The 13,705-nt window shown below is 72.2% G+C and carries 10 protein-coding genes; 6 read left to right on the top strand and 4 right to left on the bottom strand.

Features of this window, described 5'->3' with window-relative positions; genetic code table 11:
* The first annotated feature begins 1 nt into the window (after position 1).
* Positions 2-301 (top strand): hypothetical protein, encoded by a 300-nt coding sequence (locus J3P44_RS21195; protein ID WP_255892460.1) that lies wholly within the window; start codon positions 2-4, stop codon positions 299-301.
* Here the strand turns inward: J3P44_RS21195 and J3P44_RS21190 are convergent.
* The 3 genes from J3P44_RS21190 to J3P44_RS21180 all read right to left on the bottom strand — a co-directional run bounded on the left by J3P44_RS21190 (position 298) and on the right by J3P44_RS21180 (position 4,256).
* Positions 298-1,995 (bottom strand): aminotransferase class V-fold PLP-dependent enzyme, encoded by a 1,698-nt coding sequence (locus J3P44_RS21190; protein WP_255892459.1) that lies wholly within the window; start codon positions 1,993-1,995, stop codon positions 298-300. The genes J3P44_RS21195 and J3P44_RS21190 overlap by 4 nt on opposite strands.
* Before the next feature lie 26 nt (positions 1,996-2,021).
* Positions 2,022-3,131 (bottom strand): glycerophosphodiester phosphodiesterase, encoded by a 1,110-nt coding sequence (locus tag J3P44_RS21185; RefSeq protein ID WP_255892458.1) that lies wholly within the window; start codon positions 3,129-3,131, stop codon positions 2,022-2,024.
* A 63-nt stretch (positions 3,132-3,194) separates the two neighbouring features.
* Positions 3,195-4,256 (bottom strand): glycerophosphodiester phosphodiesterase family protein, encoded by a 1,062-nt coding sequence (locus J3P44_RS21180; RefSeq protein ID WP_255892457.1) that lies wholly within the window; start codon positions 4,254-4,256, stop codon positions 3,195-3,197.
* 66 nt (positions 4,257-4,322) lie between these two features.
* On the opposite strand from J3P44_RS21180, the gene J3P44_RS21175 reads away from it, so the two are divergent.
* The 4 genes from J3P44_RS21175 (at position 4,323) to J3P44_RS21160 (ending at position 9,018) form a co-directional block, all read left to right on the top strand.
* Entirely contained in the window at positions 4,323-4,865 is a 543-nt protein-coding gene (locus J3P44_RS21175; protein WP_255892456.1) for a YbaK/EbsC family protein, read from the top strand.
* 65 nt (positions 4,866-4,930) lie between these two features.
* On the top strand, positions 4,931-5,488 hold the full coding sequence (locus tag J3P44_RS21170; RefSeq protein WP_255892455.1) for a hypothetical protein: 558 nt from the start codon (positions 4,931-4,933) through the stop codon (positions 5,486-5,488).
* 72 nt (positions 5,489-5,560) lie between these two features.
* On the top strand, positions 5,561-7,273 hold the full coding sequence (locus J3P44_RS21165) for an ABC transporter ATP-binding protein (protein ID WP_255892454.1): 1,713 nt from the start codon (positions 5,561-5,563) through the stop codon (positions 7,271-7,273).
* Positions 7,270-9,018 carry an ABC transporter ATP-binding protein gene (locus J3P44_RS21160; protein WP_255892453.1) on the top strand — a complete coding sequence of 583 codons (1,749 nt, stop codon included), beginning with the start codon at positions 7,270-7,272 and terminating at the stop codon, positions 9,016-9,018. The genes J3P44_RS21165 and J3P44_RS21160 overlap by 4 nt, the downstream gene beginning before the upstream one ends.
* A 17-nt stretch (positions 9,019-9,035) precedes the next feature.
* Here the strand turns inward: J3P44_RS21160 and J3P44_RS21155 are convergent, their stop codons facing one another.
* On the bottom strand, positions 9,036-9,299 hold the full coding sequence (locus tag J3P44_RS21155) for a hypothetical protein (RefSeq protein WP_255892452.1): 264 nt from the start codon (positions 9,297-9,299) through the stop codon (positions 9,036-9,038).
* 157 nt (positions 9,300-9,456) lie between these two features.
* Here J3P44_RS21155 and J3P44_RS21150 point away from each other — a divergent pair, with 157 nt between their 5' ends.
* Entirely contained in the window at positions 9,457-13,692 is a 4,236-nt protein-coding gene (locus tag J3P44_RS21150) for an nSTAND1 domain-containing NTPase (protein WP_255892450.1), read from the top strand.
* Positions 13,693-13,705: the final 13 nt, after the last annotated feature.

Raw genomic sequence — 13,705 nt, 5'->3', positions numbered from 1 at the left:
GATGACCGAGAACAGCAGCCCCGACAGCTCGTACGACAGCTCGTACGACACGGACGTGTACGGCTATGACGAGCCGATGACCGGTCCGCTGGACGCGCCCGACAAGCCGTCCGGCCGGCACCCGGTCAACATCACCCACCTCGTGATGGGCGTGGCCTTCGCCGGGATGGTGCTGGTGTGGGCCCTCGTCCAGGGGGACGTGGTGGAGACCGACGAGCTGCGGTGGCTGATGCCGATCCCGTGGATCGCCGCCGGTGCCGCCGGGCTCGCGGCCACGGTGTGGCCCTCACGCAAGCCCTAAGCGAGCGAGCAGGCCGGCAGGGCGAACCACCGCAGGTCGTCGAAGTCGGCACTCAGGTGGGCGGTGTCCGACCAGTCCGGAGGAGACGCGGCAGCCATGATCGCGCGGCCCTCGTCGAGGTGCTCCCGGAGCACCGAGACGGGGGCCGTCGTCGTGTGCGAGGGCCAGGTCATCGTGCCGTCGTCGGCGTAGGACACGTCGGCCAGGCGCAGCGGCGGCTCCACGGCGCCGGTGCGGTGGTGCCACAGTCCCGTCAGGGGGTCGAAGCGGTAGTCGCCCAGGAGCCGCCAGCCCTCCCGCGCCACGAGCCGGACGGCCTCCACGACGTAGGTGAAGACCTCCTCGTCGACGAAGTAGTTGAAGTTCACCCGCACCCAGCCGGGCTTGATGCCCTCGCAGCCGGTCGCGATCTGGGCCTCGAACTGGTGGCTGGTGGCGAGGTCGATGTGGAGCAGCCGGTGGCCGTAGGGGCCGGCGCACGAGCAGCCGCCGCGGGTCTGGATGCCGAAGAGGTCGTTGAGCAGCGCGACGACGAAGTTGTGGTGGAGGTAGGAGCCGTCGGGCGCCTTCACCACGAAGGAGACGATCGAGAGCCGCTGTGAGGCCAGGTTGCCGAGGATCTGGAGCGTCGGCTCCGCCCTCCAGGCCTCGACGGCCCGGCTCAGCATCTCCTCCTCGTGGGCCTGGATCGTCTCCACCCCGACCGCGTGCTTGAGCTGGAAGACCAGGCCGGCGCGGATCGACTCCACGATGGCGGGTGTGCCGCCCTCCTCGCGATGGGCCTTGTCGTCGAGGTAGCGGTGCTCGGTCGGGTTGACGTACATGACGGTGCCGCCGCCGGGCACGACCGGCACCCGGTTGGTCATCAGCTCACGCCGCACGACCAGCACGCCGGGGGTGCCGGGGCCCCCGATGAACTTGTGCGGGCTGATGAAGATCGCGTCCTTGTAGGAGCTGCCCGGTCCGTACATCTCGATGTCGACGTAGGGGGCGCAGGCCGCGAAGTCCCAGAAGCTGAGGGCGCCGTGCCGGTGGAGCAGGTCGGCGACACCCTCGGTGTCGGTGACGATGCCGGTCACGTTGGAGGCGGCGGAGAACGACCCGATCTTCAGGGGCCGGTCGGCGTGGCGGTCGAGCTCCTCGGCCAGGTGCTCGAGAGAGACTCGGCCGTCGGCGTCCTCGTGGATGGTGACGACGTCGGCGATCGTCTCGCGCCACGGGATCTCGTTGGAGTGGTGCTCGAACGGACCGATGAAGACCACCGGGCGCTGGTCTGCCGGGATCGCCGCGCTGAGGTCGTACTGGTCGTCGAGGCCGGCGGGGATGCGCAGGCCGAGGATGCCGATCAGCTTGTCGATGGCCGCGGTGCTGCCCGACCCGCAGAAGACCACGACCGTCTCCTCGTCGCCGCCGACGCCCTCGCGGATGATGCGTCGCGCGTCCTCCCGGAGCCGGGTCGTCTGCAGCCCGGTGCCGCTCGCCTCGGTGTGGGTGTTGGCGTAGGCCGGCAGCACCTCCTCGCGGATGAAGTCCTCGATGAAGGTCAGGCTGCGACCCGAGGCGGTGTAGTCGGCGTAGGTGACCCGGCGCGGACCGTAGGGGCCGTGCATCACCTGGTCGTCGCCGATCACGGACTCGCGGATCCGCTGCAGCAGGGCGGCTGAGGTGGCCGTGTCGGGCAGGGTGTGCGTCACGGTCCGAGAGTACGCCGGTGATCGGGTCAGCCGGCCTCCTGCTGCTCCACGAGCACCGCCGCCACGACGTCGGGGTTGTCGGTGAAGATCCCGTCGACGCCGGCCTCGAGGAAGGCGCGCGCCTCGGCCGCCAGGTCACCGGGCGCGTTGGGGTCGGTGCCGACCCGGAAGTTCGTGGCCATGAACTGGTTCTCGCGGCGCAGGGTCCAGACGTGGACGACCATGCCCTGCTCGTGGGCGTCGCCGACGACGGCGCTCGGCGCGGTCGTGGCGCCCGCGGTCCGCGGCAGCACCCGGTCCTTGTGGACGCCCACGCCGTCGGCGTACGACGCGATCCAGGCCAGCCCGGCAGGCGTGACGAGGTCGGAGTAGGTGCGCGGGTCGCCGGCGACGACCAGGTCGTAGGGACTCCCGGTGCCGTCGACCAGCTGCGCCAGCGGCACGTCGACCATGCCGTCGAGGTCCCGCAGGTTGGCGGTCTCGAACGACTGGATGATCACCGGGTCGTCGGCGTCGTCCCAGTGCCGCTTCTCCAGCGCCGCCACCAGCGGCTCCTCGAGCGAGAGCCCGATGGAGTCGAAGTAGGTCGGGTGCTTGGTCTCGGGATAGATCCCGACACCCTCGCGCCGCGCCAGCTTGATCACCTGGTCGAGGGACGGGATCGGCTCCTGGCCGTCGTACGCGGTGTTGTCGGGGCGCACCTGCGGCAGCCGCTCCTTGGCGCGCAGCGTCCGCAGCTCCTGGAAGGTGAAGTCCTCGGTGAACCAGCCGGTGACCGCGCGGCCGTCGATGACCTTCGTGGTCCTCCGGTCGGCGAACTCGGGGTGGTCGGCGACGTCCGTGGTGCCGCCGATCTCGTTCTCGTGGCGCGCGACGAGGACGCCGTCCTTCGTCGAGACGAGGTCGGGCTCGATGTAGTCGGCGCCCTGGGCGATGGCGAGCTCGTAGGCGGCCAGCGTGTGCTCGGGGCGGTAGCCCGACGCGCCGCGGTGGCCGATGAGGACCGGCTCCACGAGGGAGGGCTCGGTCGCCTCGGCAGGAGCGGCGACGGCAGGTGCCGAGATCGAGGCGACGGTGGCGGTCACCGACAGGGCGACGGCGGCCAGGGGAACGGAGAGTGTCGTCCGAGGTGTCATGCCTCGAGCCAACCCAGCCGAGGAGTCACCCGGCGCACGTCCCGGTGAACGCTCCGTGTCGGCTCAGCGACCGACCGTGGCGACCGACTCCCGAAGGGCTGCCAGTGCCATCTCGGGATGGTCGGTGATGACCCCGTCGACGCCTGCCGCGAGCAGCGCCCTCACCTCGCCCGCCATGTCACCGAGGGCGTCGGGCGCCGCACCGCTGCGCAGGTTGGTCGGCAGGAACCGGTTCTCCCCGCGCACCGTCCAGGCGTGCACCGTGAGTCCGCGCCGGTGCGCGTCGCGGACCACCGTCGAGGGAGCGTCGATCGCGCCCCGGCCGTCGCGGGGCAGCACGAGGGAGGTGTGCGGGCCGATGCCGTCGGCGTAGTCGTCGACCCACGCCAGGCCGTCCGGGGTGAGCAGGTCGCCGTAGGTGCGGGGATCGCCGGCCGCCACGAGGTCGGCCGGATGCCGTTGCCGGGTCTCGATGAGCTGCACGATCGGCAGCCGCGTCCGGCCCGCGAGGCGGCGCAGGATCCGGGTCTCGAACGACATCAGCGTGACCCGCGCCCACGGATGGTCGAGCCCGTGGCGCGACAGCTCGCGCAGCAGCGGCACGTCGAGCGGCAGCCCGATCCGGTCGTGGTGGGTGGCGTGCTTGAGCTCGAGCAGCACCCCGACCGGGCGTCCTCGGCGGGCCGACTCCGCGCCGACCATGGCCAGCACCTCGGTCAGCGTGGGCACGCCCTCGGCACCGTCGTACGCCGTGTTGCCGGGACGGGTCCCGGGCATCCGCTCGCGCGTCGCGAGCGTCTTGAGCTCGGCCAGCGTGAAGTCCTGCACGAACCAGCCGCGCTGTGCCACTCCGTCGACGGTCAGGGTGCGGCGCAGGTGGGCGAGCTCGGCACGACGCGCGACGTCGGTCGTCGTGCTGAGCTCCAGGTCGTGGCGGGCGACCAGCACCCCGTCGCGGGTGGCGACGAGGTCCAGCTCGATGTCGTCGACGCCCATCCGGATGGCGGTCCGGTAGGCCTCGAGGGTGTGCTCGGGACGGTGCCCGCTGGCGCCGCGGTGCGCAACCACGGCGGGCGTGAGGACCAACGACGGGGCCGAGCTCAGCGCCTCGCGGGTCACCGTCATGCCGTGAGCGTGCACGCCCCACGGGGCCTCCCGGTGACGGCCGGGTGAATGCCGCATGATGACCGCGTGACCCTCCCGAGCTTCCCGACCCTGACCTCGCTGCCCGCGACGGCGCACCCGGAGCTGGTGGCCGCACCCGTCGCCGCCGCGCTCGCCACGTGGCCGGGTGCCGCCGACGTCGCCGTGGTGGACATCGATCCGGACCTCGCGGACACCGCGGCCATGAGCGAGGCGTACGACATCCCGATGACCGCCGGCGGCAACTGCGTGGTCGTCGCGGGCGTGCGGGCCGGTGACGAGCGGATCGCCGCCTGCGTGGTCCGTGCCGACACCCGTGCCGACGTCAACACGCTCGTGCGCAAGCTGCTGGACGTGCGCAAGGCGTCGTTCCTGCCGATGGAGCGGGCCGTGGCGGACACCGGCATGGAGTACGGCGGCATCACCCCGCTCGGGCTCCCCGACGGCTGGCGGGTCCTGGTGCACGACGCGCTGCTCGAGGAGCCGGTCGTCGTGATCGGCAGTGGCGTACGCCGCTCCAAGCTCCTCGTCCCCGGCCGGCTGCTGGCCGACCTGCCCGGCGCGGAGGTGGTGCCCGACCTCGGCCGCTAGAGGGCATGACGCCGGACGCACGGGGTACGGAGCGCGGTCAGCAGACCCGTTCCCCCGGAGGATCCATGTCCACGAACACCCTGTCCCGCTCGCTCCACGACGTCGGCCTGGCCGCCTGGTTCGGCGGCACGCTTGCCAACGCGATCGCCCTCAACCCGGCCGCGGCGGAGGCCGACTCGCCGAGCCGCACCGGTGCCGTCGCCAACGTCGGCTGGGACCGGTGGACACCGGTGAACGCAGCCGCCATCGGCGCACACGTCCTCGGCAGCCTCGGGATGCTCGGCTCCGACGCAGGTCGCGTCGCTGCCCAGAAGGGCGCCCTGCGCACCACGATGGTCAAGACCGGCCTGACTGCGGCCGCGCTCGGCGTGACGGCGTACAGCCGGGTCCTGGGCCGACGCGTGTCCGAACAGACCGACGTGCCCGCCGATTCGGGCACCGAGCCCACCACCGGCACCCCCGCCGACGTCGCCGCGGCACAACGCCAGCTCCGCATGCTGCAGTGGGCCGTCCCGGCACTGACGGGCGCCCTCGTCGTGGTGAGCGCCCAAGCCGGCGAGGAGCAGCGCCCGTCCAGCGTCCTCGACGGCATCACGTCCAGGATCCCGGGGCTCTCCGGGTGACCGACGTGGCGACCTGAACGACGGCCGTAAAGGATTCGTGCGCACCGGCCTGCGAAATCTAGGATCGGACCGGTGCGCACTCTCCCCGTCCCCGACCCTGGCGTCGCGGACGACCGCTCTCCCGGCCGGCTGCTGTGGTGGCTGGCCAGGCATCAGTGGCACACGATGCTCGGGGGCATGGCGTTCGGGATCGTCTGGATGTCGTGCCAGGCGGTGATGCCCGCCGTGCTCGGCCGCGCCATCGATCGCGGCGTCGCCGACAAGGACCAGCAGCAGCTGCTGCTCTGGGCCGGCGCAATGCTCGCGATCGGCCTGCTCCAGGCGGTCACCGGGATCATGCGGCACCGCTTCGCCGTCACCAACTGGCTGACCGCGTCCTACCGGATCGTGCAGCTCACGACCCGCCAGTCCGTGCGGCTGGGCGGCTCGCTGCCACGCAAGGTCAGCACCGGCGAGGTCATCGCGATCGGCACCACCGACCTCGACCACATCGGCAACGTGATGGACGTGACCGCCCGTTTCGCCGGCGCGATCGTCTCGTTCTTCCTCGTCTCCTCGATCCTGCTCAGCACCTCGGTCCAGCTGGGGCTGGTCGTGCTGCTCGGCGTGCCGCTCCTGATGCTGGTGATGGGGCCGATCCTCAAGCCGCTCCAGGCGCGCAGCGCCACCGAGCGACAGATGCGCTCCGACCTCTCCAACACCGGCACCGACATCGTCGGAGGGCTCCGCGTGCTGCGCGGGATCGGCGGCGAGGGCGTGTTCCTCGACCGCTACCGGCGCGAGTCCCAGGCGACCCGGACCGCGGCGGTCAACGTCGCGAAGCTGCAGTCCGTCCTCGACGCCCTGCAGGTCTTCCTGCCCGGCATCTTCGTCGTGCTCGTGGTCTGGCTGGGCGCGCGCCAGGCGGTCACCGGTGCGATCACGGCGGGTGAGCTCGTCGCGTTCTACGGCTACTCCGCGTTCCTGATGCTGCCGCTGCGCACCGCGACCGAGTTCGCCAACAAGCTGATCCGCGGCCGGGTCGCCGCCTCGCGCGTGTGCCGCGTGCTGTCGCTGGAGCCGGACGTCGTCGAGCCCGTCTCGCCGGCCACCCCGCCCCCCGCCGGTGCCGAGCTGGTGGACGCCCGCTCGGGCCTGCGGGTCCGGTCGGGGCTGCTGACCGCGATCGTGTGCGAGCAGCCCGACGACTCGGCCCTGCTCGCCGACCGCCTCGGACTCTGCGCGGCCGAGCAGGACGACGAGGTCTCGCTCGGCGGCGTGTCCCTCACGTCGATGCGCCACGCGGACGTCCGCGAGCGGATCATGGTGTCCGACACCGGGGCCGCGCTGTTCGCCGGCCGCTTGGCCGACCGGATCGACGAGCGTGGCAACGGCGACGTCGAGAAGGCCCTGTTCACCGCGTCGGCCGAGGACATCCTCGAAGCGCTGCCCGATGGCCTCGACTCCGTCGTCACCGAGAAGGGCCGCTCCTTCTCCGGGGGCCAGCGCCAGCGCCTCGTGCTGGCCCGTGCGCTCGCCGCCGACCCCGAGATCCTGGTCCTGGTGGAGCCGACCAGCGCGGTGGACGCCCACACCGAGGCCCGGATCGCCGACCGTCTGCGTGCCCACCGCGCCGGTCGCACCACGGTCGTCACCACGGTGAGCCCGCTGCTGCTGGACGCCGTCGACGAGGTGGCGTTCCTGGTGGACGGGCGGGTCGTCGCCGTGGGCACCCACGCGGAGCTGCTCGGCGACCTGCCGGCCTACCGCCGCGTCGTCGTACGAGACGTGGAGGCGGTCCTGTGAGTGTGACGACCCGGCTCCCGATCGCCGACGGTAGGGCCGTACGCCGCTATGTCGGCCAGGTCGCGCACCGCCACCCCCGCCTCCTGTGGACAGCCTTGGGGTTGCACGTGCTCGCGGCACTCACCGCGCTCGCTGCCCCGCGGCTGCTCGGCGGCCTCGTCGAGGCGGTCGAGGAAGGGACGACCCGCGCCCACGTCGACGAGATCGTCATCTGGCTCGCGGTCTTCCTCGTGCTGCAGTCGGTGCTGACCCGCTTCGCCCGCTACCGCTCCCAGGTGATGGGTGAGCTGGTGCTGGCCGAGCTCCGCGAGGACTTCGTCGCCAACACTCTCGCGCTCCCGGTCGGCACCGTCGAGGCCGCGGGCTCCGGCGACCTGCTGACCCGTACGGGATCCGACATCGACCGGCTGGGATGGTCGGTGCGGTGGGCGCTGCCCGAGTGGACCATCGCGGTCGTCTCCGCCGTGCTGACCTTCGCCGCGGCGCTCAGCGTGGGCTGGTGGGTCGCGCTGCCCTGCCTGCTCGCGCTGCCGCCGCTCGTGATCGGCCTGCGGTGGTACCTCGCCCGCGCCAAGGACGGCTACCTCGCCGAGACCGCGTCCTACTCCCAGATCACGACCACGATGTCCGAGACCGTCGAGGGGGCACGCACCGTCGAGGCGCTCGGGCTCGGCCCGAAGCGCGTGCAGATGTGCGACGAGGACTGCGCCGCGTCGTTCACCGCGGAGAAGTACACCCTCCGCCTGCGGACGGTCTTCTTCCCGAGCATGGAGCTGAGCTACCTCCTGCCGGTGGTCGGCACGTTGCTCTTCGGCGGCTGGCTCTACACGCGCGGCGAGGTCTCGCTCGCCGAGGTCACGACCGCGACGCTCTACGTCCAGATGCTCATCGACCCCGTCGACCGGATCGTGTCCATCCTCGACGAGCTCCAGCTCGGCGCTGCCGCCCTCTCCCGCCTGCTGGGCGTCGCGCAGGTGCCCGACGACCGCTCGGTCTCCGGTCGCGTCCCGTCCTCGGAGAAGCTCGACGCCGAGGACGTGAGGTTCTCCTACGTCGAGGGCCGCGACGTGCTGCACGGCGTCGACCTCGACGTCGGCGTGGGTGAGCGGATCGCGATGGTGGGCCCGTCCGGGGCGGGCAAGTCCACGCTGGGCCGGCTGCTCGCCGGCATCCACCCGCCGCGCACCGGGGCGGTGACCGTCGGCGACGTCGGCCTGGTCGAGCTGCCCCTCGGCGACCTGCGCGGCCACGTCGCGCTGGTGACGCAGGAGCACCACGTCTTCGTCGGCACGCTGCGCGAGAACGTCATCCTGGCGCGACCGGACGCGACCGACGAGGAGGTCCACGCCGCGCTCGAGGCGGTGGACGCGCACGAGTGGGTGGCCACGCTGCCCGCCGGGCTGGAGACGGTCATCGGCTCCGGCGGGCGCAGCGTGACGGCTGCCCACGCGCAGCAGATCGCCCTCGCGCGGCTGGTGCTCGCCGACCCGCACACCCTCGTGCTCGACGAGGCCACCTCGCTCATCGACCCTCGCGCGGCCCGGCACCTCGAACGCTCGCTCGCAGCAGTGCTGGAGGGACGTACGGTCATCGCGATCGCCCACCGCCTCTTCTCCGCCCACGACGCCGACCGGGTCGCGGTGGTCGAGGACGGGCTGATCTCGGAGTTCGGTTCACACGACGACCTCGTCGCCGCCGGCGGGTCGTACGCCGCGCTCTGGGACTCCTGGCACGGGAAGGGGTGAGGTCCGGATCCCGGGCCTCACCTGCCGAGGACGAACTCGTCCTCGAACTCCATCCGGTTGCGGGTGCCGGTGCCGGACCGGGACTTCTTCTCGGGGCACGGCCTGACCGCGGCCCGGGTGTTGCAGGCCGGCTCGTAGTGCTTGGTCTCCGGCTCCGGCAGCACGACACCGATCTCCTGCTCGGGCGGCTGCACCTCCTCCCCGCACGAGCTCAACGCCAGGCTCGCGGCACCGAAGGTGGCTGCCACCACACAGGTGCGCACAGTCGTGATGATGTTCATGGTCTGGTCCTTCCAAGCGATGGTTGTTGTCGGGTGCCGGACGGGAATGCCCGACCACCCGACGTTGATCCGGGCCGGTATCCGACTCGCTCCGCGGCGGTATCCGTCCGGTATCCGCATCGTTGACGCACTCCGCTGTCAGGCGCACCGTTGACCTGTGGGCATCCAGGTCCTCGGTCCGCTGGCCGTGGACGGCTCGGGACGTCTCGGCCCACGCGACCGAGTCGTACTCCAGGCCCTGGCAGTCCGCCAGGGACGATCCGTCACGGCCGACGAGCTGGCGGACGCCCTGTGGGGAGACACTCCCCCGGCCTCCGCCCACAAGAACCTCCAGTCCTGCATCGTCCGGCTGCGCAAGGCCCTCGGGGCCGATGCCATCGAGACCACCGCTGACGGCTACCGGCTCGGTGCTCGCGCCGACGACCTCGACGCCCAGCGGTTCGAGTCCCAGGTGGCGAGGGCCCGCGAGCTCCTCGAGCTCGGCGAGGCGGACCGCGTCTCGTTCCTGCTGGAGCGGGCGCTCGGCCTGTGGCGGGGGCCGGCCTTCACCGACCTGCCTGAATGGCCGCCCGCCCGCCGTGAGGCCGGCCGCCTCGAGGAGCTGCGCCGCGACGCGGAGGAGCTGCTGCTCGACGCGCAGCTGCGCGGCGGCCGTGCCCGCGAGGCCCTTCCTCGGGCGCACGAGATGGTCCGCGCCGCCCCGTTGCGCGAGCGCCGCTGGGAGCTGCTCGCCCTCGCTCAGTACCGCACCGGCGCACAGGGCGAGGCGCTGCGCACCATCCGGCAGCTCCGGGCCGTCCTGGCCCGCGAGCTCGGCATCGACCCCGCGCCCGACGTCGTGGCCCTCGAGCAGTCCATCCTCCGGCAGGACCCCGCGCTCCAGCACGACGAGGCGACCGTGGCGCCCCCGACCTGTCCGTGGCAGGGCCTCCAGGCGTACGACGTCACCGAGGCCGACCGGTTCTTCGGCCGCGAGTCGGAGATCGAGGCCGGGCTGGCGATCCTCGATCGTCAGCGGCTGCTCGCCCTCGTCGGCCCGTCGGGCTCGGGCAAGTCGTCACTGATGCGGGCCGGGATCGGTGCCCGCCTCCGTCAGCGCGGCTCCCGGGTCGTGACGATCACGCCCGGCCGATACCCGGTGCAGGCACTCTCGACGCTCACTGCCCTGGGCACCAGCGACGCCCTCCTGGTCGACCAGGCCGAAGAGCTCTTCACCCTCTGCGAGGACCCTGACGAGACCCGCGCCTTCCTCGACCGCCTCGTGGAGGAGGTGGCGATCCGCCCCATCGTGGTGGCCCTGCGCGCAGACCGCCTTGCGGACCTCACCGCGTACACCGCCTTCAGCCGGCTCGTCGAGCGCGGCCTCTTCCTCGTCGGCGGACTGGACGAGGACGGGATGCGCCTGGCGGTGGTCGGACCCGCCCGTCAGGCCGGGTTGATCCTCGAGCCCGGCCTGGTCGACCTCCTCGTCACCGAGGTCCGCGACGATCCGGGAGCGCTGCCGCTCCTCTCCCACGCGCTGCTCGAGACGTGGACGCGGCGCGAGGGCAACACCCTCACCGTCGACGGCTATCGCGCCAGCGGTGGCATCCACGGCGCCGTGGCGCAGTCGGCCGAGCGGCTCTACGCGCAGGTCGAGCCGGACCTGCGCGAGGCGCTGCGGGACCTCGTGCTGCGACTGCTGTCTCCGGGGGCCGAGGGCGAACCGGTGCGCACCCGTGTGCCCCGCCGGCTGATCGGCACCGACGTCGATCACGACCGGTTGATCGAGATGCTGGTCTCGGCCCGCCTCGTGACCAGCGACGACGGTGTCCTCGAGATCACGCACGAATCCTTGGCCAGGGCCTGGCCCCGGCTGCGTGGGTGGCTGGAGGACGACGTCGACGGGCGTCGGATCCTGCACCACCTGAGCGCGACCGCCGACGCCTGGGACACCTTGGGCCGTCCTGACAGCGAGCTCTACCGCGGGGTCCGGCTCACCCGCGCGCTGGACTGGTGGACCAGCACGGGCGCGACGCTCACGAGCGTCGAGCGCGACTTCCTGGAGGCCGCACAGGTGCAGGCGGAGGTCGAGGAGCAGAGCGCGGTCGAGCGAGCCAGGGAACAGGGCCGGCTGATCTCCCGTCTGCGCCTGGTGCTCGCCGTCGCCACCGTGCTCCTCCTGCTCGCCGTCGCCGGAGGCGGTGTGGCACTCACCCAGTGGGATCGGGCGGGCGACAACGCGGACGCTGCCGCTGCGGCTGAGATCGAGGCCGTCGCCCGGCGCGCCGGTGCCAGCGCGCTCGTCACCGGCGACATCGACACTTCGTTGCTGCTCGCCGTCGCAGGCGTGCGGCTCGACCCTGCCCCCGGCACGCACAACAGCCTGCTGGCCGCGATCACGAAACGGCCCGAGCTCGTCTCCTCCACACCTATCGAGGGCGACCTTCCCCTCTCCGTGGACGCCAGCGCCGACGGGCGGTTCGTCGCGATCCTGGACGAGTCGCACCACCTGCGTCTCTACGATGCAGAGACCGGCGACCTCGCCGGCGACCGCCAGCTGGGCGACCCTCTGGTCTCCTTCTCTCCTGCGTTCGGCGAGCAGGTGAAGTTCAGCCCCGACGGCCGGTGGCTCGCGGTCGCTCGAGCTCCGAACGGGCGTCGGCCGCTGGACCTGCTCACGGTGCCCGGCCTCGTCCCTTCCACGGCGCTGCGCGGCCTGCCACGTCGTGGGTGGCAGGCCACCGACCTCTCGTTCAGTGGCGACGGGAGCCACCTCGCCGCCGGGTTGCAGGGCCCGTCGGAGGCGGATCCTTCGACACTCGTCAGCGCAGCCCTGGTGTGGGACCTCGAGCGCGACGGGACGCCGCGGCGGTTCCGGTTCGGCGCCGACGCCCATCCCCAGGTCGCGCTTGACGAGCGGGGAGAGGTGCTCTTCACCTCCCACCCCCTGACCAGGCGCTCCCTGGTCACCGGGCGCTCGCGCTCGCTGGACCCGAACGACCGCCACTTCGTCTGGTCACTCGAGGTCCTCCCCGGTGGCGATGAGGTCATCGGCATCGACAACAACACGGCGCGGGTCTTCGACAGCACCAGCGGCCGGGTGCGTGCCAGCTATCCGACTGACGGGTACGTCGCCTCGTTGCGGGTCGCACCGAACGGGCGCAGGTTCGTCGTGACCACGTTGAACGATCGCGAGGTGCAGGAGTGGCGCCTCGGCCACCCGAGCCGCCCGCGCCGTGCGTTCGCGCTGGACCGCGGCAACGCCAACGCCGTCGACTACTCCTCGGACGGGACCTACCTGCTCGCAGCCGGCCGCGGGGGCGTCACGCTCCGGAGCTGGGACCTCACCGGCGAGCGGGGCTACATACGATCGGTGCCGACGTCATCGCGCCACGGCGGCGTCTTCGGCGTGATGGCGGCGGACGGCCAGCGCTCGGTCGTGCTGTCCGACAACGCCTGGACGGTCGCCGACTACCGCGACGGCACCGTCGCCACGATCCCGCCTCTCCTGGGCTATCGCCACACCTATGGCGCCTTCCACCCCAACGGCCGCCACTTCGCGACGGCCGCGGACGACGAGATCAGGGTCTGGGACGAGAACGGGAAGCCCACCGGGCAGCGCAGCGTCCTTCTCGGACAGCGGATCACCGAGATCGACTACACGGCCGACGGCAGCCGGATCGCCGTATCCGAGCTCGATGGGACCATCACGCTCCTGGACGGTGCCACCCTGCAGCAGGTGGGTACGCCTCTGGAGCTGGGCGAGCCCGTGAACTGGGTCGTCGCACGGCCGGACCGACGTACCGCGGTCGTGCTGCTCGGCGGGATCGAGGAGACCGGCCGCTTCGTGGTCCCGAGCAGCGGCTGGGCGGTCGTCGACCTCGTCGACGGCGTCGTGGTCCAACGAGGCGCGCTGGAGATGCGCTACCACCAGTGGCTCGACGTGTCACCTGACGGCCGGTACGCCGTCGTCGGCGGAGGCGACAACGGCGACGGCGCCCTCTCCGGAGCACGGGGCAAGGTGGAGGTCCTCGACCTGTCGACCGGGCGGCCCGTCGCGCCGCCGCGGGAATGGGCAGGCGACCAGCGGTCGCAGGTCGTCTTCTCCCCCGACGGGACCCAGCTGCTGTCCTCGAGCCCCAACGGCCTCGTCGCGGCGTGGGACGCCGCCACAGTCACGCCCACCGCGACCCTGGTCGTGCCCGAGTCGTCGTCACTGACGAGCGCCTTCCTCCCGGACGGTCGGACGGCGCGGATCCTCGACTGGGCCACAGGGCTTGCCTACGACTGGGACCTGTCGAGGGGCAGCGCCGTGGAGTTCGCCTGTCGCGCTGTGGGCCGCGACCTCACGCGTCAGGAGTGGACCGAGCAGTTCGGCGACCTGCCGTTCCGCGCGACGTGCCCCCAGTAGCCCAGCGCCTTCG

Origin of the sequence: Nocardioides astragali, assembly GCF_024436375.1 — a bacterium.
GTDB lineage: Bacteria > Actinomycetota > Actinomycetes > Propionibacteriales > Nocardioidaceae > Nocardioides > Nocardioides astragali.
Note: the sequence above shows the minus strand (reverse complement) of the source record. Positions and strands in the feature narration are given on the sequence as shown.

Excerpts from the sequence above, each read along its gene's own strand:
- J3P44_RS21185 (WP_255892458.1), bottom strand. The coding sequence starts at position 3,131 with ATGACACCTCGGACGACACTCTCCGTTCCCCTGGCCGCCGTCGCCCTG.
- J3P44_RS21180 (WP_255892457.1), bottom strand. The coding sequence starts at position 4,256 with ATGACGGTGACCCGCGAGGCGCTGAGCTCGGCCCCGTCGTTGGTCCTC.
- J3P44_RS21195 (WP_255892460.1), top strand. The coding sequence starts at position 2 with ATGACCGAGAACAGCAGCCCCGACAGCTCGTACGACAGCTCGTACGAC.
- J3P44_RS21155 (WP_255892452.1), bottom strand. The coding sequence starts at position 9,299 with ATGAACATCATCACGACTGTGCGCACCTGTGTGGTGGCAGCCACCTTC.
- J3P44_RS21170 (WP_255892455.1), top strand. The coding sequence starts at position 4,931 with ATGTCCACGAACACCCTGTCCCGCTCGCTCCACGACGTCGGCCTGGCC.